General features: G+C 68.3%; 21 protein-coding genes. 9 read left to right on the forward strand and 12 right to left on the reverse strand.

The annotated features are described in order from the left end of the window. Positions 1–193 precede the first annotated feature (193 nt). Together DT019_RS24040 and DT019_RS24045 are read left to right on the forward strand one after the other, a co-directional pair. Positions 194–463 (forward strand): type II toxin-antitoxin system Phd/YefM family antitoxin, encoded by a 270-nt coding sequence (locus tag DT019_RS24040; RefSeq protein WP_114038960.1) that lies wholly within the window; start codon positions 194–196, stop codon positions 461–463. Beyond that, a complete protein-coding gene (locus tag DT019_RS24045; RefSeq protein WP_114038961.1) occupies positions 456–719 on the forward strand; it encodes a type II toxin-antitoxin system RelE family toxin in 264 nt (87 codons plus the stop codon). The genes DT019_RS24040 and DT019_RS24045 overlap by 8 nt, the downstream gene beginning before the upstream one ends. A 513-nt stretch (positions 720–1,232) precedes the next feature. On the opposite strand, the gene DT019_RS40370 is transcribed toward DT019_RS24045, so the two are convergent. From DT019_RS40370 to DT019_RS24080, 7 genes are all read right to left on the reverse strand, one after another. Further along, a complete protein-coding gene (locus DT019_RS40370; protein WP_223279729.1) occupies positions 1,233–2,426 on the reverse strand; it encodes a hypothetical protein in 1,194 nt (397 codons plus the stop codon). Next, positions 2,407–3,813 (reverse strand): N-6 DNA methylase, encoded by a 1,407-nt coding sequence (locus DT019_RS24055; protein ID WP_223279730.1) that lies wholly within the window; start codon positions 3,811–3,813, stop codon positions 2,407–2,409. Before DT019_RS24055 ends, DT019_RS40370 begins: the two co-directional genes overlap by 20 nt. Beyond that, positions 3,810–3,995 carry a hypothetical protein gene (locus DT019_RS24060; RefSeq protein WP_114038962.1) on the reverse strand — a complete coding sequence of 62 codons (186 nt, stop codon included), beginning with the start codon at positions 3,993–3,995 and terminating at the stop codon, positions 3,810–3,812. Before DT019_RS24060 ends, DT019_RS24055 begins: the two co-directional genes overlap by 4 nt. A 225-nt stretch (positions 3,996–4,220) precedes the next feature. Next, a complete protein-coding gene (locus DT019_RS24065; RefSeq protein WP_114038963.1) occupies positions 4,221–7,559 on the reverse strand; it encodes a type I restriction endonuclease subunit R in 3,339 nt (1,112 codons plus the stop codon). After that, positions 7,556–8,776, reverse strand: a complete 1,221-nt coding sequence (locus DT019_RS24070) for a restriction endonuclease subunit S (RefSeq protein WP_114038964.1) — start codon at positions 8,774–8,776, stop codon at positions 7,556–7,558. The genes DT019_RS24065 and DT019_RS24070 overlap by 4 nt, the downstream gene beginning before the upstream one ends. Then, positions 8,718–10,361 carry a type I restriction-modification system subunit M gene (locus tag DT019_RS24075; RefSeq protein ID WP_114038965.1) on the reverse strand — a complete coding sequence of 548 codons (1,644 nt, stop codon included), beginning with the start codon at positions 10,359–10,361 and terminating at the stop codon, positions 8,718–8,720. Before DT019_RS24075 ends, DT019_RS24070 begins: the two co-directional genes overlap by 59 nt. A gap of 17 nt (positions 10,362–10,378) precedes the next feature. Then, positions 10,379–12,544 carry a hypothetical protein gene (locus DT019_RS24080; RefSeq protein WP_114038966.1) on the reverse strand — a complete coding sequence of 722 codons (2,166 nt, stop codon included), beginning with the start codon at positions 12,542–12,544 and terminating at the stop codon, positions 10,379–10,381. Positions 12,545–12,896: 352 nt separating this feature from the next. On the opposite strand from DT019_RS24080, the gene DT019_RS24085 reads away from it, so the two are divergent. Together DT019_RS24085 and DT019_RS39725 are read left to right on the forward strand one after the other, a co-directional pair. Beyond that, positions 12,897–14,645: a DUF6119 family protein gene (locus DT019_RS24085; protein WP_114038967.1), complete on the forward strand. Its 1,749-nt coding sequence runs from the start codon at positions 12,897–12,899 to the stop codon at positions 14,643–14,645. Between the two features lie 139 nt (positions 14,646–14,784). Continuing rightward, positions 14,785–16,176, forward strand: a complete 1,392-nt coding sequence (locus DT019_RS39725) for a hypothetical protein (RefSeq protein WP_189389879.1) — start codon at positions 14,785–14,787, stop codon at positions 16,174–16,176. Positions 16,177–16,192: 16 nt separating this feature from the next. On the opposite strand, the gene DT019_RS24105 is transcribed toward DT019_RS39725, so the two are convergent. The 3 genes from DT019_RS24105 to ychF all read right to left on the reverse strand — a co-directional run bounded on the left by DT019_RS24105 (position 16,193) and on the right by ychF (position 18,242). After that, positions 16,193–16,606, reverse strand: coding sequence for a DNA-binding protein (locus DT019_RS24105; protein ID WP_114038969.1), 414 nt, complete (start codon positions 16,604–16,606; stop codon positions 16,193–16,195). Continuing rightward, positions 16,588–16,872, reverse strand: a complete 285-nt coding sequence (locus DT019_RS24110; protein ID WP_028438980.1) for a hypothetical protein — start codon at positions 16,870–16,872, stop codon at positions 16,588–16,590. Before DT019_RS24110 ends, DT019_RS24105 begins: the two co-directional genes overlap by 19 nt. A gap of 281 nt (positions 16,873–17,153) precedes the next feature. After that, positions 17,154–18,242 (reverse strand): redox-regulated ATPase YchF, encoded by a 1,089-nt coding sequence (ychF, locus tag DT019_RS24115; RefSeq protein WP_114038970.1) that lies wholly within the window; start codon positions 18,240–18,242, stop codon positions 17,154–17,156. 414 nt (positions 18,243–18,656) lie between these two features. Between ychF and DT019_RS24120 the strand changes: the two genes are divergently transcribed. Continuing rightward, positions 18,657–19,283, forward strand: a complete 627-nt coding sequence (locus tag DT019_RS24120) for a DUF6542 domain-containing protein (RefSeq protein WP_114038971.1) — start codon at positions 18,657–18,659, stop codon at positions 19,281–19,283. 21 nt (positions 19,284–19,304) lie between these two features. Here the strand turns inward: DT019_RS24120 and ppgK are convergent, their stop codons facing one another. Then, positions 19,305–20,057 carry a polyphosphate--glucose phosphotransferase gene (ppgK, locus tag DT019_RS24125; RefSeq protein WP_114038972.1) on the reverse strand — a complete coding sequence of 251 codons (753 nt, stop codon included), beginning with the start codon at positions 20,055–20,057 and terminating at the stop codon, positions 19,305–19,307. Between the two features lie 47 nt (positions 20,058–20,104). Then, positions 20,105–21,097 carry a 4-hydroxy-3-methylbut-2-enyl diphosphate reductase gene (locus tag DT019_RS24130; RefSeq protein ID WP_388976564.1) on the reverse strand — a complete coding sequence of 331 codons (993 nt, stop codon included), beginning with the start codon at positions 21,095–21,097 and terminating at the stop codon, positions 20,105–20,107. Between the two features lie 84 nt (positions 21,098–21,181). On the opposite strand from DT019_RS24130, the gene DT019_RS24135 reads away from it, so the two are divergent. The 4 genes from DT019_RS24135 to DT019_RS24150 all read left to right on the forward strand — a co-directional run bounded on the left by DT019_RS24135 (position 21,182) and on the right by DT019_RS24150 (position 24,890). Continuing rightward, positions 21,182–22,594 (forward strand): APC family permease, encoded by a 1,413-nt coding sequence (locus DT019_RS24135; RefSeq protein ID WP_114038974.1) that lies wholly within the window; start codon positions 21,182–21,184, stop codon positions 22,592–22,594. A gap of 9 nt (positions 22,595–22,603) precedes the next feature. Next, complete coding sequence (gene xseA, locus DT019_RS24140; protein WP_114038975.1) at positions 22,604–23,818, forward strand: exodeoxyribonuclease VII large subunit; 1,215 nt, start codon at positions 22,604–22,606, stop codon at positions 23,816–23,818. Between the two features lie 10 nt (positions 23,819–23,828). Next, positions 23,829–24,059 (forward strand): exodeoxyribonuclease VII small subunit, encoded by a 231-nt coding sequence (locus DT019_RS24145; protein WP_114038976.1) that lies wholly within the window; start codon positions 23,829–23,831, stop codon positions 24,057–24,059. A gap of 240 nt (positions 24,060–24,299) precedes the next feature. After that, positions 24,300–24,890, forward strand: a complete 591-nt coding sequence (locus DT019_RS24150) for a malonic semialdehyde reductase (RefSeq protein ID WP_114038977.1) — start codon at positions 24,300–24,302, stop codon at positions 24,888–24,890. Positions 24,891–24,915 lie beyond the last annotated feature (25 nt).

Here is a 24,915-nt window from a genome sequence, read left to right on the forward strand (position 1 = left end):
CGGCACCGTAGCGCGGGACGAGGAACGCAACGCCTTGGCCGGGACGCCCAGCCCTGGGCGGGGGCGTTTGTTCCACACCGTGCGCCCGTTCCGAAATGGCATCCAGCACAGATCCAGCACGGCGGCGGTTCATCCAGCGTGCTCGAGCGACCAGCCATTGTGTACACATGAGACACTCGGTACCCTTGAGCGCATGACGCAGCCACAGCCCATAGAGTCCATCCGTGATGTCCGGGCACACCTCGCCGAGGTCGTGGAGCGTGCCGATCGGGACGACGTACCCACCGTCATCACTCGCCGCGGCAAGCAGGTCGCCGCCGTAGTGTCCATCGAGGTGCTGCGCAAGTACCAGGAATGGGAAGAGCGCGAGATCAACCGGATCATCGACGAGCGCATGGCCAACCCTGCACCCGGCATCCCGATCGAGGACATCATGAGGGAGACGCTGGCGCGCAGTGAGTGAGTATCGCACCGTCTTCCGACCCGAGGCTCAGGCCGAGCTGCGCAAGGTCCCGCGAGACATAGCCCTCCGCATCCTGGCCAAGCTGACCGAGCTGGAGAGCGACCCACTGGGGTTCAACACCACAGCCCTCGTCTCCCAGCCCGACCGCCGGCGCCTACGGGTGGGCGACTATCGCGTGATCTACACGATCGACAATGGAGAGCTGGTGGTGTGGGTGGTGCACGTCGGGCATCGCTCCACCATCTACGACACCTGAACGCTCCTGACGTCAGGTCAGAATATCCAGCACCGATCCAGCACGGGATCGACGAAGGGGCCGGGCTCTCGCGAGTCCGACCCCTTCTGAGCGACGTGATGTTATTTCATCCGCTCACACGTTGAAGCGGAACTCCACCACAAGGCTGTGACCTGCGGAAATGCTCGCGCATCCCAGCACCATCCCAGCACGGGATGCGCGACAAAGTACAAGAAGACCGAAGATCGCCAACGCTACCCGGAAGCGCCCGCACATGCCTGAAGTCTGCGGAACTTCTACGAGCGCCACATCAGGCTCGCGCCACCGCACCGGACCTCGCAGAGCAGCACAGCGCTCGCGCTCACTCGCGGTCTCCCTGGACGCCAGCCGCCAGCTCCGACGCCTGGCCGCCGCCCAGAATGCACGTCCAGACCTCGGGGCCGGCACGAGCCTCCACAGGTCCCGTATACGCCCGGCTTGGCGGGGCATAGTCAGAAGCTTCCGCGCTGCCGCAGGTCAGCCTGCATTCGGCATTCAGCTGCCCGAAGCGAGACGCGCCAGGCCCCCCTTCTCCAGCTCGTGCACCACCAGCTCCTCCATCACGTGTCGCTCCCTGGCGGAGGCGTAGGCGAGGTCGTGCAGGGCAGCAGCACGCCTGGCGAAGTCCCGCCTCACCGCATCGGTCGGCCAGGGAATCTTGTAACGGGAAAAGTCCTTGCGCCTCATCGCGCGGGCCTGCTCACCCTGCGTAACGGCCGTCAACTCCCGCCTCCGGTAACGCAGCGAGTGCAACAACCACATCCGATCGACCTCGGACTCCGTGTAAATCGCGAGCGTCCGCCGACCTGGCACTACCGGGGTAGTAGTGAGCACGGTCCGCACCTCCCCGGGACGGGGCGCGATCAAGAGGCTGCCGGACGGGCATACAACCTCCGCTTGCGCCACGGTGCGTGAAGTCACTGCACCCAGATGTACTGTCTTGCAGTTCAGTACTTCGCGGGGAGACACCCACGGCATAGCCGACTGCTCGCTGTTCGGCAGAGACTGTGCCGCACCAGCCGTAACCTGACACACTTCGCCCACTGCACGCTCGGTAGCGGGACCTTGCCCGCACGTCTGCAGCGCCTCCATGAAGTGCGCATCCGCTAGTTCCGTCGCGCAAGACACAATCCGGGTGTTCAACGCATTCTTGCGCTCAGCAAGCGAGATCAGCGAAAGCAGCCTCTCCCGCACCGGCGCTGGAGGCACTGGCACCGGAAGTCGGTTGAGTGCCTGCAGAGGCAAGGTCATGTGCTCGGCGTTCGACGAGGACAGCGTGAGATAGCTCTGGCTCTGCGAGGTCTTCAGCCACCATCGAAGCCACAGATCCCATTGTTGGGCGCGGCCCTCTGGTGTCCAGCGGACGACCGCGAGCGACCTGGCGACATTCCATCCTGCGTGCTCCTCCCCTGCAACTGCCGCCTCCCCCACACGCCCCACGAGCACGACAAGGAGGTCCCCAGACCTCAGCGTGCTGCGTGGGTGGCGTTTGGCCACCTCGGGAGGCACAAATGTGAACTCCTGGACGTGCACACCTCCCTCGACAATCTCTGTGGCGCGGATCATAGGGATTCCGCCGGATGCCTTCTGCTGTCGCGCAATTCCGTAGGCGGCGTACTCGACCCCAGGGAACTCACGCAACTCAACGAGGGGCCACGGAGTGGCGACATCATCCGATTCTGTAGTCATGCCTGCTCTCCAGGGCATCACGGACTCGGTTCCTGGCTGCGGCGCTACGATCCATGCACTCATACAGCTCGGCCTTCCGGTTCCGGTCTCCGTCACTTGAATGCAACTGCGCGGTGCCCCCGTTCCGTACGTAGCGTGCGGGAGTCAGATCGAAGCCCGCCTCAGCGATTTCCTCGTACCTCGCCGCACGGCACCATGGGACGGATTCAGGGTCCCCCTCGCCCTCACGGCGTCGAAGTCCCTGCCATTCACCGAAGATCTGCAGCAGGCGTTCGGCCGAGTCCTTTGCGAAGTGGCGCCGCTGCCCCTCCTTCGCCGCTGGCAGTTTCCCTGCATCCGCGAACAAGACCTGATCGGAGTGCGGCCGCTCCCCTTTGGCCAGCAGCCACAGCGCCGTGCTCGCGCTGGCGTGCGGAAAGAGCCACGTCGGCAAGGCCACGACGCCCACGACCAGACCGTTCTCCAGCAGCCCACGGCGGATCAGTCCGTCGGTGCTGTTGCTGCTGTGCGCCGCGCCGGAAGACAGCAGAACGACGGCCCGTCCTTGTGGCGTGAGATCGGCAAGGATGTGCTGGACCCAGGCGAAGTTCGCGTTACCCGGACGTGGCACCCCCAGGGTCCACCGCCAGTCGTCCTTCAGTTCACCGTGCCCCCAGTCCCGCTGGTTCACAGGAGGGTTGGCGACGATCACGTCGGCCGGTATCGGTGAAGTGCCGGCCCTCAGGGTGTCAGCTCCTTCCTTGCCGAGGTCGGCAAGGAATCCGTGCAGGGCGAGGTTGACGGCTGCGGCATAACGCGCCGTCCGGTTGATATCCGCACCGGACAAGCGCACTTCACCCCCCTGTGCCCGAGCCCGCTGTGCGGCGGCGCGCAGCAGTCGCCCGCTGCCGCACACCGGGTCCCGAACACTCTCGCCTCCTCGGGGAGCGGCCAGCCCCGCGAAGAGGTACGCCAGGTCGTTTGACGTGAAGTAGTCATCGCCACGCGCATAGCGTGTCGAGTACGTGTCGAGGAGCACGTCAAGGAGCCTCGGGTCCGGATCCAGCTGCCGCACCTCCGCGATCAGCTCACGGAGGGCCGGGTCGATGAGCTCGAAGGGACGGCTCACATCTTCGTCGCGATACGCAGCAAGACTGTGGGCGCGAGCAACGGGCGTACGCGGCCACACTGCGCCGAGCCTGGCCCCCGCTGACTCCGAACCTGGCCCCCACAACCGGTCCACCTCCGCCAGTGATCCATGGCGGGACCAGCAGTGAAGGTAGACCACTTGAAAGGCAAGCCGGTACGTCGTCGCGGCATCGGCGACGCTGCGTAGCTTCTCGACGGCCCGCAGCACTCGCCGGTACTTCAGCCGCCCCTCTTCGTTCGCCCATTCCTCCTGGGTCACGACGACCTCAGCCAGGAGACGACCGCCAGCCCGATGAGAACAGTGGCTCCGCAGGCGGCACCACCGTTCTGGATGGCCGTGACGACCTCTCCCGCGCCAACGAAATCGAGGATGCCGGCCACGAGCCCCACCACCACGGACGCCAGGACGACCACCACCAACAGCAGCGCTCGCTGCGACATGCCACAACTCCCTCGGTTCCACCAGCAGTTAGCAGTTCTGCGGTTCGTTCCGCGGACTTGAAAGTAGTGGCCTGACGCACCTCACGTCTCGCAGCACGGGAATTTGCTTTTGCCGTAAGGCGGTCGGGCGCAGCCCCTGCCGACCCCGCGAAGGACATCCGATCGGGCATACGACCGCCCCGGCAAACAGACGCTTGCCGGGGCCAGAAGCGAGATGAGCGAGGGCTATGCGTCGGCGGCCGAGCCGTCCTGGGACCACTTGTCGGCGAAGTGTTCCATCTGGCGGATCACCAGGTCGATCGCTTCCTTGGACTGCTCGGGCGGGTAGCCGTGGCGGGCCAGGAGGCGCCTGATGGTGGCGCGGAGCCTGGCCCGGACCGGTTCGCGGGCGATCCAGTCCTTCTTGAGGTTCTTGCGGACCTGGACCACGAGGTCCCGGGCGATGCCGGAGAGGATCTCGTCGCCCATGAGGTCGCGGGCGCTGCCGAGGTCGGCGACCGCGTCGTAGAAGGCGAGTTCGTCGTCGCCCAGCGGCGGGGTGAACTTCTCGCCTCGCCGGGCGTCCTCCGCGACCGTCTTGGCCAGTTCCACCAGCTGGGCGATGATCTCGGCGCTGGTGAGCTGCTGGCGCATGTAGCGGGTCATCAGGTCCTGAAGGCGCTCTGAGAACGCGGTCTGGCGGACGATGTTGTGCCGGGTCTGCTCGCGCATCTTCTGCTCGACGAGGCGGCGCAGGGCTTCGGCGGCCAGGTGTGGGGTTTCGCTGTTCTGCAGGCGGCCAACGAGGGCGTCGTTGAGGTGGGTGAGGTCGGCCTTGTCCAGCCCGGCCTCGGAGAAGAGGTCGGTGACGCCGCCGGTCTCCACGACGGCGGAGGTGAGCTGGGAGAGGTAGAGGGCGACGTCGCGGGCGACGGGCAGGCCCTGGGCCTCGCGGTCCATGGCGTCGAGCTTCGCCATGTACGTACGGACCTCGACGAGGAACTGGATGTCGCGCTTCCAGTACGGCTGGTCGGTGAACCGGGAGGAGATGTCGGCGGAGGAGCCGGCCAGGGCGAAGAAGCGTTCCAGGCGGTAGCCGTGTTCGCGGAAGCGGCGGCTGAGGGTCTGGTTCGGGTCGTCGAGCTGGTCGGGGTTGTTGCCCGGGGTGGCGGGGCTGCGGAGGTACTCGGCGGTGGTGTAGGCCGCTTTGACGAAGGCTTTCGCGTCGGGGCGGGAGAGGCGTTCGCGCCAGTTCCAGCCGAGGAGCATCTGGTCGAGGATGTCGTACTCGTTGCGGAGTTCGTCCAGGGCTCGGTCGATGTCCTGGCCGAGGGTCCGGTCGGCCTGGTCGTCGGCGGAGTACTCGGCGATGGCCTTCTGGAGGTTCTCGGTGAGGGGGGCGTAGCCGACGAGGAGGCCCTCCTCCTTCTTGTGGAAGCGGCGGTTGACGCGGGCGAGGGCCTGCATCAGGCCGGCGCCACGCAGCGGCCGGTCCAGGTACATGGTGTGGATGGGCGGCGCGTCGAAGCCGGTCAGGAGCATGTTGTTGACGATGAGGAGCTGGAGTTCGTCCTCGGGGTCCTTGGCGCGGTTGATGACGGCCTTGCGCTGGGAGTCGCGCAGGGCGTGGGCGCGCAGCTCGTCGGAGTCCTTGCGGGAGTCCGAGGAGTAGACGATCTTCATGGCGCCGGTGGTGTGGTCGTCCGTGTGCCAGTCCGGGCGCAGTTCGCGCAGGGCGTCGTAGACGCGGACGCAGATCTCGCGGGTGGCGCAGACGAGCATCGCCTTGCCGGGGGCGCCGCCGGGTGCGTCGTCGGCGTCCGCGACGAAGGGCAGCATCGCCGCACGGCGTGCTTCCCAGTGTTCGACCAGGTCCTGGGTCAGGTCGCGTATCCGGGCGGGGGCGCCGTACATGGCGTTCATGGTGGCGACGGCCTGCTCGACGCGGGTGCGCTCGGTGTCGTCCAGGCCGTCGGTGATGCGGTCGGCCTCGGTGTCGATGGCGGTGGGGTCGACGTCGCGGTCGAGGACGAGCTGGACAACGCGGCTCTCGTGGTAGACCTTCACGGTCGCGCCGTCGTCGGCGGCCCGTTTGAGGTCGTAGGTGTCGATGTAGTCGCCGAAGACCTCGCGGGTGTTGCGGTCGGCCTCGGAGATCGGGGTGCCGGTGAAGGCGAGGAGCGTGGCGTGCGGGAGGGCGTCGCGCAGGTGGCGGGCGTAGCCGTCGAGGTGGTCGTAGTGGCTGCGGTGGGCCTCGTCGACCACGACGACGATGTTGCGCCGCTCGGAGAGGAGCGGGTGGTCGGTCCCGGATTCCTTCTCCCGCTTCGTGCGGCCGAACTTCTGCAGGGTGGTGAAGAGGATGCCGCCGGTGCGCTTGGCGGCGAGCTCTTCGCGGAGTGCGGCGCGGTTGAGGAACTGGTGGGGCTGTTCCGGGAGGACCTCGCTCTCCTTGAACGTGTCGAAGAGCTGGTCGTCGAGGTCGGTGCGGTCGGTGACGACCACCACGGTGGGGTTGTGCAAGGCGGGGTCGCGCATGACGAGGTTGGTGGTCAGCACCATCTCCTCGGACTTGCCCGAGCCCTGAGTGTGCCAGACCACGCCGGCCTTGCCGTCGGTCGCGGCGGCACGGCGGACAGCGTCCGCGGCGCGGGTGACCGCGAAGTACTGGTGCGGCTTCGCGATCCGCTTCATGCGCTTGGCCGGCACGAAGTTGATGAAGGACCGGACGAGGGAGAGGAAGCGGGGCTGGGTGAACAGGCCGTGCAGGGCCAGGTCCTGGCCGGTCGGAACGTCGGCATCGGCGTCGGCGTGGACGGCGGCAGCGTCCACGGTGTCCACTCGGGCGCCGAATTCGTCGGTGTTCCACGGGGCGAAGTGCTCGTACGGGGTGAACGGGGTGCCGTACTTGGCGGTGATCCCGTCGGAGAGCAGCACGACCGCGTTGTAGCGGAAGGCGGTCGGGAACTCCTCGACGTAGTGCCGGATCTGGGTGTGCGCGGCAGCAAGGGTGGCGTTCGGGTCGCCGGCCCGCTTGAGCTCGATGACGGCGAGCGGGAGGCCGTTGACGTACAGGACGAGGTCGAAGCGGCGGTTGCGCTCACCGTTGATCACGGTCACCTGACGGACGGCGCGGTATGTGTTCGCGTCCGCGTGCTCCAGGTCGACGATCCGGACGGTCGGGGTGTGCTCGGCGCCGAGCGCGTCGGTGTACGTGACGGAGTGGACGCCGTCGGTCAGGTAGCCGTGCGCGGTCCGGTTCTCCTCGTAGGCGTCCTGGGAGGTCGGGGTAGCGGCGGTCGCGAGGGCCTCGCGGACGGCCTCCGGGGGGAGGTCGGGGTTGAGCCGCTCGATGGCCTCACGGAGATCGGAGTACAGGATCAGGTCGTCCCAGGAACGGCGGTGACCGGAGCCAGGGGCGAGCTCATTACCCTCGGCCTTCGGCCAGTCGAGCTCCACGAGCTCTTCGAGTGCGAGGAACTCCCAGTCGATTTCGAGGGGGCGGAAGTTGTCGGGGGTAGGGGTGCCGGGGGTGGGGCCGTCGGGGGTGTCGCTGCTGCCGTTGTCGCTGCTGTTCCCGGTCATACGTGGTCCTCGACAATCTTCTCGGCGTCCTTGACGCGGAGGCGGCCGGACATAAGTTGGGGGAGGAGGGTGTCGCGAAGGGTGGCGAGGCTCAGAGACTCTTGTTCAGCTACCAGCGCGCGCTCCCAGAGAGGGCTGATTACGCCATCCAGAGCCCCCAAAGCCTTGGGGCCCGGAACCGGTACAGGCTCATCCAAGTGCCTGCGCTGAATGTGCCCCATCGTGGTTGCCTTGTCGGCAGCGATTGAACGGAACTCATCCAACTTCCGATGCACTAGCTGACTCACCAGCCAAATCGGATACCCATCCTTTGGAATACACTTGAAGATGTGCTGATTAATGATCGCTTCGGGTCGAAACCATCGCGCAGCAGTCAATGAGCCAGACCACGCGAACAGCAAGTCTCCAGGGCGAGCCAAATGCCGATCTGGAACGTCGATTTCGTTGTAAACCGTAGAGCCCCCCGGACCACTGTTGATTTCAGCAATCCGCACAACCATGCGCCCCGTCCCGGTGGCACCCTTCGTATAAGCCCGTCCATTGATGAACTCAGCCACAGCCGACAGAGGCTGATCGCTGAATCCATCGGCTGACTTCAGCAAGGCTTCACCGAAGAGCACGCGAGAGAGAGCATCGGCAGTAGCCGAGACGCGCTCATTGACGGCGATCTTGCGCGAGATCTCGTAATAGATCTCACCAATACCCTCCTGCACCCCGCGCTCGGGGACCGGAATCATCAGCTTATGAAAATCACCCTTCTTAAAATGGGGAATCATTGTCCCCACATGCAGATTTTCGATCCTGTTTCGAATCTCAGGCGACCGGAGCATCGCGAACAAGTAGAGCGGATCGATTTTCGAGGCGTCCGGGCGAACGGCGACCATGTCCTGCGCAATGCAGAAATCCACGGGATCCGGAGTCAGAGCCACTCTCCCCGGAGATCCTTTGCACACAAAGATCAGGTCCCCCGGTTCAGGGTGCGCCCGAAACCATCCGTCGTAAGTCTCCTGCGAGACGTACCGAACCTTCTCGTAGCGAGGGTAAAGAGCCTCATCGCTGATGCAATTCGTTGCAATGAGCTTGATCCCCTCATCGGTGGTAGGACACGTACGCCCCCTGTTATCGACCACGAAGCTCAGCAGGTCCGAGAAGGGAACTTCACGAGTAGTCACTTTCAACCCTCCCGAGCTGCTTCCGTACGCTGTCCTCAAGTTCACGGGACATGTCGAACAGCGCGTACAGCTCCCCCGTCAGGCGAGCGATTCTGTCCGGCACCGATTCAGCCCCTTCATCGTCGACCTCAGCCGCCCCGACGTATCGTCCTGGCGTGAGCACATACCCGTGCTCCTGCACTGTCTTTAGGTCCGCGCTGGCGCAGAACCCCGGCACGTCCGCGTACGTCTCTCCCGAATTCTTCGCGCTCGTAGTCCCCCGCCAGGCGTGGTACGTCCCGGCGATCTTCGCGAGGTCGGCCTCCGTCAGAACGCGCTCCGTACGGTCGACCATCTCGCCCATGTCCCGAGCGTCAATGAACAGGATCTCGCCCCGACGATCCGCAGCCGCAGCCTTCTGCCCCTTCACGCCCCCCGGCGACTTGTCCTTCGCCAGGAACCACAGACAGGCCGGGATCGCCGTCGTCCGGAACAGCTGCGCCGGCAGCGCGACCATGCACGCCACCATGTCGCCGTCCACCAGCGCCTGCCGGATCTCGCCCTCGCCGCTCTGCTGGCTGCTCATCGAGCCGTTGGCGAGGACGACGCCCGCTGTTCCCCGCTCGCCCAGCTTGCTGATCATGTGCTGGAGCCAAGCGTAGTTGGCGTTACCCCTCGGCGGGACGCCGTACTTCCACCGCGGGTCCGACTCGTTGCGCGCCCAGTCCTTGATGTTGAAGGGCGGGTTGGCCATGACGTAGTCGGCCTTGAGGTCGGGGTGTTTGTCGTCGGCGAAGGTGTCGCCCCAGCGGGCGGCGAGGTTGCCGTCGATGCCGTGGATGGCGAGGTTCATCTTGGCAAGGCGCCAGGTGCGTTCGTTGAGTTCCTGGCCGTAGACGGAGATGTCGGCCTTGTGGCCGCGGCCGCGGTGGGCCTCGATGAACTTGGCGGCCTGGACGAACATGCCGCCGGAGCCGCAGGCCGGGTCGTACACCCGGCCCTCGTACGGTTCCAGGACCTCCACCAGGAGGCGGACGACGCTGCTCGGGGTGTAGAACTCGCCGCCCCGCTTGCCTTCCGCGCGGGCGAAGTTGCCGAGGAAGTACTCGTAGACCTCGCCGAGGACGTCCTGGGCGGGCTTGTCGTCGCTGCCGCCGAAGCGGGCGTCGGTGATGAGGTCGACGAGTTCGGCCAGGCGCTTCTTGTCGACGTTGTCTTTGTTGAAGATCTTGGGGAGGACGCCGGTCAGCGACGGGTTGGCCTTCATGATGGCGTCCATCGCCTGGTCGAGGACCTCGCCTACGTTGCCGCTCTTGGCGTTGGCGGAGATCGACGACCAGCGGGCGCTCTCGGGGACCCAGAAGACGTGGTGCCCGGTGTACTCGTCCTGGTCCTCCAGGAACTCCTCCAGACGGTCTTCGGCGATGCCTTCCTCCGCGAGCTCCTTGACGAGCTGTTCGCGGCGCTCTTCGAAGGCGTCGGAGACGTACTTGAGGAAGATCAGGCCGAGGACGAACTCCTTGTACTGGTTGGCGTCCATGGAGCCGCGCAGCTTGTCGGCCGCCTTCCAGAGGATGGCCTGGATCTCCTTGGGCGTGGAGGCGGTGAACAGCTCCGCCTGGTCGGCGGGCTTCTTCTTCCGGGGAGGCATGAGCGCTCGGGTCTCCTTCAAGAGTCGGACGAGGGTGGGACGAGAGGGGGTTCGGTGAGGGTCAGCGTGCCGTCGACGAGGCCGGCGGCGGTCAGGGTGGTCAGGTCGTCGAGGGCCGCCGCGTGCTGGCGCAGCAGGGCTGTTCGGCGGGCGATGTCGGCCAGGAGCGCGTCGTAACGCTCGGCCTCGTCGCTGGGGAGGTCGGGGATGAGGAGGTCTTCTATGCGGCGGGCGGAGCGGACCGCGCCGCTCACCCGCCGGTGTTCGGTGGCCGCCGAGCGCAGGAGCGCCGCCAGGGCGCGGGGCCGTACGGGATGCTCGGCGTCGGACCGTGCGCGCAGGACGCGGGCGGGGAAGGCCACCACCGACAGGCCCTCGTCGTCGACGTACGCGCCGAAGCTCGGGGTGGCGGTGACGACGATGTCGCCGGGTTCGGTGAAGTAGGCGTGCTCGTAGGTGGTGTGGAGTACGGCGCGGTCGATGCGGTGGCTGCCGACCGGCGCGCTGCCGGTGATCTCTGCCGGGGTGAGGACCGTGTAGTGGCCCGCGCCGCCGGTGAGGAGGTGTTCGGCGGCGATGCGATGGCCGGGCAGCCTGCGCAGGCGGCGGTCCTTGAGCAGGCGGGCCACGGTGGTGCGGCGGGCCGGCCGGTCGTCGGGGCGCAGGACGGCGTTGGCGCGGATCGTTGGCGCGTGGTCGAGTGCGCTACGGGTGGCGTCGATCAGCTGCTGGAGGCGGAGTTCGGTCTCGGAGATGCGGGCCGGGCGTTCGACGACGGTGCGGGTGTAGCGGTCGGCGTGCGGGCGGTGCTGTGGGGTGAACGCGGCACCGGGTGCGCCGGTCAGCGCGGTGGCCCGGACGACGGCGGCGTGGCGCGGTTCGTGACGGCTGTCCGCCCTCCAGCCGGCGTCGCGGAAGATGTCGATGTCCTCGGCCAGCGCGTCCAGGGTCTGCGGGGTGAGGGGGCGTGAGGAGAGGTCGGCGAGGAGGATCTGACCGGTGCGCTTGTCTTCGGGGGTGCGGTGCAGGATCCAGATCGCGGTGCGGTGGGCCGGGCGGAAGGGGAGTACGCCTTCGGGGAGGCTGATCGCGGCCTTGAGGAGGTGCTGTTCCAGGAAGCCCCGGCGCAGACGGTCCGCTTCCCCGCGGGCGGGCAGAGGCCGGACGAGCGCGTCGGCGGGTCCCAGGACGACGGCAGTGCGGTCCTCAGCAAGGAGGTCGGTGAGGTCCTGCAGGCTTTGCAGGACGGCGAGCGGGCTGCGGGTCTCGGCCGCCTCATAGGGCAGGCAGCAGGCGATGACGTGCGGGTTTCCCCAGTCTTCCGTGGCCAGTTCCTCGCCGTCGGCAAGGTCCATCTCGAATTCCTGGACGCCCTGTGCCATGAGGCGGCGGCGGGCGAGCCGGGCCAGGTCCGGCATCGGGTTCGCGGAGAGGAAGAAAGGCGAATCCTCGGCATCGGACACGGATTCGCGCAGGGCGACTAGTAGATCGCCGCTCCGGGGATGGAGGACGGCGGCCGTTGCCCCTTCTTCGCGTTCGTTCAGTCGCGCGAGGCCGGTCAGGCGGGCCATCGTCCGGCTCACTAGCGGAATCGGTTCATCGGCGGCGAGGTCGTCGCAGCCCAGGCGGCGGCGTGCGTCCATGACCCGTTCGAGCGCTTCGGCCGGGGTGTAGGCGGCCTCGGTGAGCTGGTCGGCGAGCACGGCGAGCAGGGGGCCCTGACGGTCGGCGTCCGGCAAGTCCCGCAGCTCTCTTTGGAGGAAGGTGTCGTCGAAGTCAGTCTCGGCGGCACGCTCCAGGATCGTCTGCCAGGGTAGGTCGGCGAGCGGTTCATCGAGGAGCTGACGCAGGCAGAGCAGTGCGGTCACTGTGTCGACCAGGGTGCGGGCGGGGATCGCGCGCCGCCAGGCGGACAGGGTGTGCAGCACCAGCTCCGCCCGGATCTGGCCGGCGTCGGCATTGCCGCGGCCGGTGGACAGAAGCCATGCGGCGACTTCACGGCCGTCGAAGAGCGGGCTGGCCCCCTCGTACGCAACAGGCTCGGGGAAATCCGCGTGCCGGCGGGCCCAGGTGGTGACGACGGGACGTTGGACCTGGGCCAAGGTCCCGATTTCGGCGTAACTGATCCGCCAGGAGATCTCCTCGGGCAGGATGGGAGCGGTTGCTTCACGTGTGCCAGCCATGCGGTTCCGCTCCCTTCGTGAAGACTGCCTCGTGCTCCCGGTCGAGAACGTTTCTCCCAGGGCACCTCACACGCTACAGCCGGTCAAGCTCCCAGCTTTGCCAACGGTTGATAACCAGGGTTATCAGGTTCTTGAGCAATTTCATCTCCAATCTTCTGGCACCTTCGTCACCATCACCCCGGCACCACCCGCCGGGACGCCAGCCCCATACGAGTCCGACCGCACCGGCGTCCTCATCGCCGCACCTCTGCTCCCTTGCCGGGCACTCACCTCTGTCCGCCTCGACACCCCCCGTCCCGTAAGGCCGCTCGTGTTACCGAACCGCACCGCAACCTCGCCCCAGGAGACCTCTGTGTCCAGCACCGCGTCGAAGCGCACCCTGTACCGCCTGACCCACGTCGAGGCGACCCCTGAGTCGATGCTCGAAGCCCTCGACGTCGACGCCCTCGACACCCTGGACGCGGTCGTGCGCGACGTCAGCGATCACATGGGAGTTCCCGCCCTCGCGGTGTCCTTCGCCGTAGCGAAGGAGGAAGCCGCCTGGGGCAAGGACATCCTCCGGCTCACCGACGAGTCGGACCTGCCGCAGAGCGAGCAGCGCACCGGCGCACTGCTCGTGCTCGCCGTCGACGACGTGGTGTACGCGATCGGCTTCGACCAGGGCTACCGGCTTCTCCCCGCCCAGCTCAAGGACGCGCACTTCGGTCTGTCCTTCGGTATCCGCGCCATCAACCCGCGTCAGGTGCGGGACTTCACTGCCAGCGTCCTCGGCCAGGCGCGCATCGACAGTTCCCTGATCTCTGCCGGCGCCTCCGTACCGGCACTCGGACTCCGGGACCACGGGCGGATCATCCGCCACCTCGGCGGCTACCTCGACGAAGTCGACCTCACCGCAGGGAGCGGCACCAGGAACGGGGCCATGACCGCGGAGGGTGGCATCGGTCTCCGTATCAAACTCGGCACCACCCCCGCCACACTGATCAAGGACATCCGCGCCATCGCCGCGATCTGCGAGCACGTCGTTCCCCACCCCGACCTGGCCTTTGTCGAGCACATCACCGCGGTCAAGGACCCTTCCCTCATCGACGCGCTCGACGCGGAACTGGACGCCACGCTCGGCCGTCCCGCAGACGGCCGGATCATGACCGCCGTCCCCTTCTCCCAGAGCTCTTACCTGCCCCGGTCCACCGCCTGCACCATCAAGATCGGGTCCTGCCCGCCCCACCTCCGGGACGAGTTCAGTCTCGACTACGTCCTGGAGCGGGCCCGTGTGATCAAGGCAGGCGCCCGCGTCACGGCGCTCCGGCAGGGCACCGTCGAACTGTTTCGTGACACGCTCTCCGCACGGACCGCGCTCGCCCCGCGCACCGCCTCCCTGGAAGCCCTGTCCAAGGAAACCGCCATGAAGTGGATCGAGGCCACTTTCTCCCTCGGCTCCCGCACGTTCTGTCTGCTCGACGGTGAGTGGTACGAGTTCGGGGCGGGCTACCTGCGCAACGTCAACGAGACCGTGGCTCCCTTGTTCCCCGACGCGCCCTCAGTCGATCTCCCCCGCTGGCCGCTCGTCGAGAAGCTCAACAGGAAGGGTATGCGCGTGATGCGTCCCGTAGACGAAGGCGACTACAACAAGCTGGCCGCCCAGGCCCGTCGCGGCTGGGTCTGCCTGGACAAGAAGAACGTCCATAACCCCTTTCGGGCAAGCAACTCCGTCGAGATCTGCGACCTGTTCACCGAGGACGACACTCTTGTCCTCGTGAAGCCCGCGCACTCCTCAAGCCCGCTGAGTCACCTGTTCAGCCAGGCGCGCGTCTCCGTTGAGCTCCTCTTCGAGAACGCGGCCGTACGCGCGGAGTTCGCCCGGTCCGTACACGTCAACAGCGATCCGGCCCGCAGCATCCACGAGGACTTCACCCCGCGCCGCGTCGTCTTCGCGATCCTTCTGAAGGACGGAGCCAAGCTCACGCCGGACTCCCTCTTCCCGTTCTCCGCCATCACCCTGGCCCAGACCGCGAAGGCCCTCGCCGCTCGCGGCGTGACCGTCGAAGTCATCGGCGTCGAAAGCGAGTCGGCCCAGTCCGCCATGCGCGACGAGGCTGCGTAGCCGCCCGGGACTCTCGCCGTAAACACGCCCTCTATATCTCTCATCCGAACGAGGAGTCCTTTCAGCAGCCCAGAATTCCCGCAAGGGCAGCGGGCATCGTCTCCGGGTGCAGGGCATTCAGGGAACGGCGGGAGGCTACATGGAACAGGCCCTCAACAAGCGGCAGCAGGCCGTGCTCGGCTGGGTGGGCCAGGGGTGTCCCGACGGAGTCTGGCCAGACAGCACGTACAAGACCAGCGGACAAGCCCTGCAGAACCGAGGGCTCATCAAAGTCACCAAACGCCGCGGGCATTGGAGCGCCCACCTCACCGAGAAGGGGCGGCAGCATCTCATCGAACGCGGCATCCGCCCCGTGGAGCAGAGCACCCGACCGCCGGACCGCCCCGCCCGAAATGCGGCACCGCCGCGCCCCCGAGCCGTGCCGAAGGCCCTTGCGAACTACGCGGACCAGCTACTCGATGAACTGGCCGTTGCGAACGACGGCTGTCTCATCAAGCCCATCGAATCCGGCCCGCACGCGGTGAATTGGGCGTCACGGGTCAACGCCGCCCGCAAGTCCGGCAAGATCCCCCACACGCAGGAAATCCACGGATACCGCACCCACCGCGGCTACGAGATCAAGCTGGTCGACATCCCTGCCTGGCGCCTCGCGGAACTCACCCCGCTCCCTGTGCCGGCCAGACTCACCAAACCCCATGCCGTCGTGGCCGCCCTCCAAAAGCAACCGCAGCCCATGGGCCTGACCAAACCCCTCCAGGGCCGAGCCCTGCGCATCATCCAAACCCTCATCGCTGCCACCACAGCCCAAGGCCACAAGGCATCGCACGGAACCACACAAGGCGCGCCCCCGCCTCATCGGCGCCGCAAGGCACCACCGCACTTCTCCATCACCGCCCAAGGCGAAAGTGTCGGATTCCTCGTCCTCCAAGAACAGGACCGCAGCGAACACGTCCCCACAGACAAGGAACTCGCCGACGCCAAGAAGTACTCATGGATGCGTATCCCCCGCTTCGACTACACCCCCTCCAGCCGCCTACGCTTCATACTCCGCGGCGGCACCCCGCACCGTGCAAGGGAATGGGCAGATCTCCCCGACCGACCTCTGGAAGAACAACTCGCCGAGATTGTGCAGGAGGTCGGACTCCGCGGCGAGGCCGCAGAACGCAAACGCCTTGCAGACCAGCAAGCCAGAGAGGTACAGCAAAAGCGCTGGGAAGCCGCCATGCAGGAAGCCCACGACGCATACGCCCACGCCTACCGCGTCAAACACCTCGGAGAACAGGCGGACACCTGGTACCAGGCCAGGCGCCTGACTGAATACGTCGCAGCAGTAGGCGTCCATGCCACATCACTTCCGCCCGGGCAGGAGCGGACCGAGGTCGAGGCGTGGCTCGCGTTCGCGGACGCGCACTTCCAAAACCTCACCGGATCGGTCTCAGCGCCGAAACTGCCCACGCCGCCGAAACCCAGCGGCGACGACCTCAAGCCCTTCCTCGGTCACTGGAGCCCCTACGGACCCCGCTTCTACTGAGCCGGAGCAAGGGAAATCACACCGCCACGAGCCGGACCCGCTCGCCGCACAGCTTGGCCATGTCGGCAATATCGGAAGTCAGCATGACCACAGGGCGATGCTGTCGCAGCGCGGCCTCGGCGACGACCGCATCGATCGCGTACTTGTGTCCATGCAATCCGGCATTCATCAGCAACTTCGAGGCAGCCCTCGACTCCTCGTCACCGACCGGGACGACCCGCAGCCCGGAAAGCACCCAGTTCAGGCGTGACTTGTTCGTACGCGCATGGACGGCCTCGATGATAGTGAGCGCACTGATCACGACCTCCATGCCACGCGAGCGCGCCTCAGCGATCAGAGCCACCACCTGCTCTTCGTCAGCGAGCAGCTTCGAGAGTCCCTCGCTGTCGAGGACGAGCGTCCCCTCGTGACTCAGCCTGCGGCGGGCCACTCGGCCTCCTCGGCGAACACCTCGTCGAAGACCTGCCGCGCCCGCTGACGAGCCGGCTCGGAGACCGGCCCCTTGCGGCTCTCGTAGTCCGCCAGGTACTCGTCCAGGACCTGCCCGCGCAGCTCACGCTCGACCGCCTCGGCGATGAAAGCGGAGAACTCCCGCTTGCCCACCCGAGCCCGGATCGCCTCCGCGGTCCCCTCCGGCAGCGACAAGCTCACCCGCGTCGCTGGCCCTTCCCCGATGCTGTACGTCGCCTCAGCCATACCCCCGATTGTGTCAAACGAGTAGGAAAAGCGCCACGTCCGCACTACCTTCACAGCTCGGTCAGCGCCTCGCTCACACAAATCCCAGCACAGGCACCCCCATCCCATCCCAACACGATCCCAGCACGATACGGATGACCAGGGATGACGACAGGTGACGAGGGATCAGCTATCCCAGCACCATCCCAGCACGGGAAAAAACAAAGGGCCCGACTCCGAAGAGTCGGACCCTCCCTGACCTGCATGTTTGCCAGATCAGCAAAGTGGTGATATGTCAGCCGCTACACGTTGAACCGGAACTCCACCACATCCCCGTCCTGCATCACATACTCCTTGCCCTCCATCCGCGCCTTGCCGCGCGAGCGGGCCTCCGCTACCGAGCCCGCTTCGATCAGGTCGTGGAAGGAGATGACCTCCGCCTTGATGAAGCCCTTCTGGAAGTCGGTGTGGATGACACCGGCCGCCTCGGGGGCCGTGGCGCCCTTCGGGATCGTCCAGGCCCGGGTTTCCTTGGGGCCTGCCGTCAGGTAGGTCTGCAGGCCCAGGGTGTCGAAGCCGACGCGGCCCAGGGTGGCGAGGCCGGGCTCCTCCTGGCCCATGGACTGGAGGAGTTCGAGCGCCTCGTCGTCGTCGAGCTCGATCAGCTCGGACTCGATCTTCGCGTTCAGGAAGATCGCCTCCGCGGGGGCGACCAGGGCGCGCTGCTCGTTCTTGAAGTCCTCGTCGACCAGCTCGTCCTCGTCGACGTTGAAGACGTACAGGAACGGCTTCGTCGTCAGCAGGTGCAGCTCGTGCAGCAGGTCGCCCTGCTCCGTGCCCTTCGTGATGCCGTGCGAGAAGAGGGTGTCGCCCGCCTCAAGGATCTTCTGGGCCTTCTCGACCGCCGCCAGGACCGCGATCTTGTCCTTCTGGAGACGGGACTCCTTCGTCAGGCGCGGCACCGCCTTCTCGACGGACTGGAGGTCGGCGAGGATCAGCTCAGTGTTGATCGTCTCGATGTCGTCCTTCGGGGACACCTTGCCGTCGACGTGGACGACGTTCTCGTCCTTGAAGGCGCGGATGACCTGGCAGATCGCGTCCGACTCGCGGATGTTCGCGAGGAACTTGTTGCCCAGGCCCTCGCCCTCGCTCGCGCCGCGCACGATGCCCGCGATGTCGACGAAGTCGACGGTGGCGGGCAGGATGCGCTGGGAGCCGAAGACCTCGGCGAGGTTGGCCAGGCGGGCGTCCGGGACGCCGACGACGCCGACGTTCGGCTCGATGGTGGCGAACGGGTAGTTGGCCGCCAGTACGTCGTTCTTGGTCAGGGCGTTGAACAGGGTCGACTTGCCGACATTCGGCAGACCGACGATTCCGATCGTGAGCGACACGTGGCGACTTCCCGGTACGAGGGCGGTGGACGGTCCGGAGAGGGGACCGCCCACCAGTTTACGGGCGCGCGTCGGCGGCCGTGACGGCCCCGCACGCACGGCCTCGCAGCACCCCCGGACACCGACCCGGGCCCGCCCCGACGCCACCCCGGCCCCACCCCCGGACCGCGGAACCGGACGCACGGCTCGCGGCGCCGCCGGGCCGCACGGCGCCACTGGACACCGGCCCAGGGCCACCCCGGCCCCACCCCCCGGACCGCGGAACCGACCCGCGGCCTCCCCGCGCCGCCGGACACCGGACCGGGCCGCCGGCACCGCTCCGACCCGCCCTCGGCCGTCGAACGCGTGGGCAAGCTCGGCCAAAGGGCGTGTCCTAGGGGCGGTTCGTCACCGGTGGCGACCTACGTTGGTGCGGTGGAGCAATACAGGACGCGCACCCCGCAGCACGGACAGCGAGCACGGACCTCGGCGCCGGGATCCTCCCGGGCGCCCCTCGGCGTGCCCGCGGGAGCGGCGGTGACCGGTGAGAGCGCCGCCGTCTACCGTTCGGCCGGCCGCACCCGACGGGTGCCGCCCTTCGTTCTCGCGCTGCGCAGACTGCCCTCCCCGCGGCTCACCGGACTCGGCGGCGGGCTCTTCGCGGCGGCGCTGATGTTCGCCCTCGGCACGCTGGACTGGCTGCTCTTCGACGGTGCCCCGGCGGTGTACGGGGTGCTCTTCCTGCCGGTCTGCGCGGTGACCGCGCTCTGGGTGCGGCCCGCCGACCTGGTGACGGCCCCCATCTGCGTGCCCATCGCCTTCGCCGTGGGGATCATCCCGATCTCGGGCGGTGTCGGCGGCTTCGGCACGCAGGCGATGGCCGTGGTCACCGCGCTCGCCCTGCACGCGGGCTGGCTGTACGCCGGAACCCTGGTGGCCGGGGTCGTCGCCACCGTACGGAAGGTGCGGATGATGGGGCGCCGCCGCGGCCCCCTCAGGCCCGCCGGCCCCGGCAAGGCCGTCAAGCCCGCCGGGTCCGGCAAGGCGGCCAACCCCCGGTAGAGACGGCTTCGCCCGGCAGGGCTAGCGCCCCGCCGCCACCATCGCCGCCCCCACGATCCCCGCGTCGTTCTGCAGCTGCGCCGGGACGATCTCCGCCTCGATGCCCTCGATCAGCGGGAGGAACTTGTCGGCCTTGCGGCTGACTCCGCCGCCGATGATGAACAGATCGGGCGAGAACAGCATCTCGACGTGGGCCAGGTACTTCTGGACCCGGTGGGCCCAGTGCGGCCAGGTCAGGTCCTCGTCCTCCTTGACCTTGGTGGAGGCGTGCTTCTCGGCGTCGTGGCCGTGCAGCTCCAGATGGCCGAGCTCGGTGTTGGGGACCAGTCGGCCGTCGGTGAAGAGCGCGCTGCCGATGCCCGTGCCGAAGGTCAGCAGGATCACCGTGCCCCGGCGGTCCCGGCCCGCGCCGAACCGCATCTCGGCGACGCCCGCCGCGTCCGCGTCGTTCAGGACGGTCACGGGCAGGCCGCCCAGGCGCTCGCCGAGCAGCCGCGCGGCGTCCACGCCGATCCACTTCTTCGAGACGTTCGCCGCGGTCCGTACGGTGTTCGCGCTGATCACCCCGGGAAAGGTGATGCCCACCGGGCCCGACCAGCCGAAGTGGCCGACGACCTCCGCGACGCCGTCCGCGACCGCCTCGGGCGTCGCGGGCTGCGGCGTGAGCACCTTGTGGCGCTCCTGCGCCAGGCCACCGCGCTCCAGGTCCACGGGGGCACCCTTGATGCCCGATCCGCCGACGTCCACTCCGAACACGTTCCTCATGGCGTTCATGAGATCCACCGTACGGGCGGACGCCGGGGAGGACGTCCTGGACGGCTCTACTCGCCCGAGAGTTCGGCGGCCTCGGCGCGCAGGTCGCGGCGGAGCTCCTTGGGCAGCGAGAAGGTGATCGACTCGTCGGCCGTCTTCACCGTCTCGACGTCGCCGTAGCCGCGCGCGGCCAGCCATTCGAGGACGCCGTCGACGAGGACGTCCGGCACCGAGGCGCCGGAGGTCAGGCCGACCGTGGTGACGCCCTCCAGCCAGGCCTCGTCGATCTCGTCGGCGAAGTCCACCAGATGGGCGGCGGGGGCGCCCGCGTCGAGGGCGACCTCGACCATGCGGATCGAGTTCGAGGAGTTCTTGGAGCCGACGACGATGACCAGCTGGGCGTCCTCGGCGAGCTTCTTCACCGCGACCTGGCGGTTCTGCGTGGCGTAGCAGATGTCGTCGCTGGGCGGCGAGAGCAGGTTGGGGAACTTGTTCTTGAGCGCGTCGACCGTCTCCATGGTCTCGTCGACGGAAAGCGTGGTCTGGGAGAGCCAGACGACCTTGTCGGGGTCGCGCACCTCGACGTTGGCCACGTCGTCCGGGCCGTCGACCAGCGTGATGTGGTCCGGCGCCTCGCCCGACGTGCCGATGACCTCCTCATGGCCCTCGTGGCCGATCAGGAGGATGTCGAAGTCCTCCTTCGCGTACCGCACGGCCTCCTTGTGCACCTTGGTGACCAGCGGGCACGTGGCGTCGATGGTGGCCAGCTTGCGCTCGGCGGCCTCCGCGTGGACGGTCGGGGCGACGCCGTGGGCCGAGAACATGACGATGGAGCCCTCGGGCACCTCCGCCGTCTGCTCGACGAAGATCGCGCCCTTCTTCTCCAGGGTCTGCACGACGTACTTGTTGTGGACGATCTCGTGCCGGACGTAGATGGGCGCCCCGTACTGCTCCAGGGCCTTCTCCACGGCGATCACGGCACGGTCCACGCCCGCGCAGTAGCCGCGGGGAGCGGCGAGCAGGACCCGGCGGGAAGCGGTAGCAGCAGTCATGCCGTCCATGGTACGGGCGCCCCCGGACACCCCCGGGCGCCCGACCGGCGTGCCCCGCGAGCCAAAGATCGCCGGGCCGGTGAGACTGGCCGCATGAGTGGCGTACGCGAGGAGACCGATCCGGGCGAGGTGGCCGAAGGCGCCGGGCGACTGCGGCGGAGTCTCGGGTTCCGGGACCTGGTCGTCTACGGGCTGCTGTTCATCGCGCCCATGGCCCCGGTCGGCATCTTCGGCACCCTGGACGCCAAGTCGCACGGCGCGGTCGCGCTCGTCTACCTGGTGGCCACGGTCGCCATGGGGTTCACCGCGTACAGCTACGCGCAGATGGTGCGGGTCGTGCCGCTGGCCGGGTCGGTGTTCGCGTACGCGCGCAAGGCGCTCGGCGAGGGGCCCGGGTTCATCGCCGGGTGGATGGCGATGCTCGACTACCTGCTGATCCCGGCCGTCGCCTACCTCTTCTCCGGCATCGCGATGAACTCCCTGGTCCCGTCCGTGTCGCGCTGGGTGTGGACGGCCGTCGCGGTGGTGATCACCACGCTCCTGAACCTGTGGGGCGTACGGGCCGCGGCCCGGGTCGGCTTCGCGGTGCTCGCGATGGAGATCGTGGTGCTGCTGGTCTTCGTGGTGTCGGCGGCGGTCGTGCTCGTACGCGACGGCGCCCAGCGGGGCTGGCTGACTCCGCTCGGCGGGGACGCCGGGTTCTCGCTGGGCGCGGTGCTCGGCGCGGTGTCCGTGGCGGTCCTGTCCTACCTGGGCTTCGACGCGATCGCCACGTTCGCCGAGGAGGTGACCGGGGGCTCGGCGAAGGTGGCCCGGGCGGTGCTGTTCTGCCTGGTGCTCGCCGGGGTCCTGTTCGTGGTGCAGTCCTATCTGGCGGCCCTGCTCGAACCGATGTCGTCGGCCCAGCTGGCGGCCGACCCGGTCAAGCAGGGCTCGGCGTTCTACGACACGGTCGAGACCTCGGTCGGCGGCTGGCTGCACACCCTGGTCGCGGTCAGCAAGGCCATCGGGGCGGCCTTCGCCGCGCTCGCCGGGCAGGCGGCGGCGGGCCGGCTGGTGTTCGCGATGGCCCGCAACCGGCGGCTGCCGCGCGCCCTGTCGCGGACCGACTCGGGGGTGCCGCGCGCGGCGCTGCTGCTCGCCGCGGTGGTCACGCTGGTGGCCGCGGTGTGGGCGGCCGGCCGCGACGACGGCATGGACCACCTCGTCTCGGTGGTCGACATGGGCGCGCTGACCGCCTTCTTCCTGCTGCACGCCTCGGTCGTCGGCTGGTACGCGGTACGCCGCATGGAGGGCGCCCCCAACTGGCTGAGCCACGTGGTCGTCCCGGTGCTGGGCGCCGCCGTCATCGTGGCGGTGATCTGGGAGGCGACGGCCACCGCCCAGCTGGTCGGCCTGGGCTGGCTCGCGGTGGGCCTGGTGGTCCTCGCGATGCAGTGGGGCCACCGCCCGGGACCGGACCCGGAGCCGCCGGCGCCGGGCGGCCCTGTCGGTGGCGCGGGCTAGCCTGCGTACATGGCTCTGAATACGAGTGCGGACGCGCCGCTCCCCGTCGGCGAGGTGTCACGCCTCATCGGGGGGTGGATCAACCGGCTCGGCGCGGTCTGGGTGGAGGGGCAGATCACCCAGCTCTCGCGGCGGCCGGGCGCGGGCGTGGTGTTCCTGACCCTGCGCGATCCCTCGCACGACATCTCGGTGGGCGTGACCTGCTACCGCCAGGTGTTCGACGCGGTGGCCGACGTGGTCTCCGAGGGCGCGCGCGTCGTCGTCCACGCCAAGCCCGAGTGGTACGCGCCGCGCGGCCAGCTCTCGCTGCGGGCGGTGGAGATAAAGCCGGTCGGCATCGGTGAACTGCTCGCCAGACTGGAGCAGTTGAAGCGGAGTCTGGCCGCGGAGGGGCTGTTCGCCCTCGACCGCAAGCGCCCCCTTCCGTTCCTGCCGCAGCTGGTCGGGCTCGTGGTGGGGCGGGCCTCGGCGGCCGAGCGGGACGTCCTGGAGAACGCGCGGCGGCGCTGGCCGGCGGTGCGGTTCGAGGTGCGCAACGTGGCGGTGCAGGGGGTGCACGCGGTGCCCCAGGTTGTCCAGGCGGTGAAGGAGCTCGACGAACGGCCGGACGTCGACGTGATCATCGTGGCGCGGGGCGGCGGCAGCGTGGAGGACCTGCTTCCGTTCTCGGACGAGCAGTTGGTGCGGGCGGTCGGCCAGTGCCGCACGCCCGTGGTCTCGGCGATCGGGCACGAGCCGGACGCGCCGCTGCTCGACCTGGTCGCGGACCTGCGCGCGTCCACCCCGACCGACGCGGCGAAGAAGGTCGTGCCTGACGTCGGCGAGGAGCTCGACCGGGTCCGGCTGCTGCGGGACCGGGCGCGCCGCCATGTCGCGGGCCTCGTCGACCGCGAGGAGCGGGGCCTGGCGGGAATGCTCGCCCGGCCCTGGATGGAGCGGCCCCAGCGGATGGTGGACGACCGGGCCGACGAGGTGGACGCGCTGCTGCACCGCTCGCGCCGGGTGCTCGGCCACCACCTCGACCGGGCCGACTCGGAGCTCTCGCACACCCACGCCCGCGTGGTGGCCCTGTCGCCCAAGGCCACCCTGGAGCGGGGGTACGCGGTGCTCCAGCGGGCGGGGGGCGAGGTGGTGCGCTCCCCCGGCGAGGTGGCGCCCGGGGAGGATCTGCGCGCCCGGGTCGCCGAGGGCGAACTGCACGTCACTGTCGTACCGCGGACATAGGGTGGATCGCATGGCCAAGACGGACGAGGCCGCATCGGGCGATGCGGCACTGGGGTACGAGCAGGCGCGGGACGAGCTGATCGATGTCGTGCGGCGGCTCGAAGCGGGGGGCACCACCCTGGAGGAGTCCCTCGCGCTGTGGGAGCGGGGCGAGGAGCTGGCGAAGGTGTGCCGGCGCTGGCTGGAGGGCGCCCGGGCCCGCCTCGACGCGGCGCTGGCCGACCAGGGCGAGGGCGGCTGACCCACGCCGCTGGGACTCCCTCCCGGACCCCGAGGCCTTTCGGCCGCGGATCGTGATGGCCGGTCGCGCCCGCGCGGCGGAGCCGCATGTGTCACAGCCCGCCCCCAGCAGCGTGGATACGGGCCCACCCGGCCCGCCCTGTGAGCCTGGTCACGCCGAGCGGGATTTAGTTGAAAGTTAACGTAAATCTGCCGTACGGTCGGGGCATCGCTTGATCAGCAGCCCGGAAGGTGTTTCCAGATGTCCCTCGTCCTTGACCCCGCAGCCCAGGACCTCCTCTTCCGCGAGGCCCGTACCGCCAACACGTTCACCGACGAGCCGGTGACCGACGAGCAGGTCCAGGCGATCTACGACCTGGTCAAGTACGGCCCGACCGCCTTCAACCAGTCGCCGCTGCGCGTCACCCTGGTCCGCTCCCCCGAGGCCCGCGAGCGCCTCGTGAAGCACATGGCCGAGGGCAACCGCCCGAAGACGGCCGCCGCCCCGCTGGTCGCGATCCTCTCCGCGGACAACGAGTTCCACGAGGAGCTCCCCGCCCTCTTCCCGCACTTCCCCGCCGCCAAGGACGCCTTCTTCTCGGAGCGCCCGGTCCGCGAGGGTGCCGCGCTGCTCAACTCCGCGCTGCAGGCCGCGTACTTCATCATCGGCGTCCGCGCCGCCGGTCTGGCCGCGGGCCCGATGACCGGCGTGGACTTCTCCGGTGTGCAGAAGGAGTTCCTGGACGACGACCACACCCCGCTGATGGTCGTCAACATCGGCAAGCCGGGCGAGGACGCGTGGTACCCGCGCAGCCCGCGCCTGGCCTACGAGGACGTCGTCACGACCGTCTGAGCCACCGCTCGTACGACGAGGGCCG

It is taken from the genome of Streptomyces sp. SDr-06, assembly GCF_003324565.1.
GTDB lineage: Bacteria > Actinomycetota > Actinomycetes > Streptomycetales > Streptomycetaceae > Streptomyces.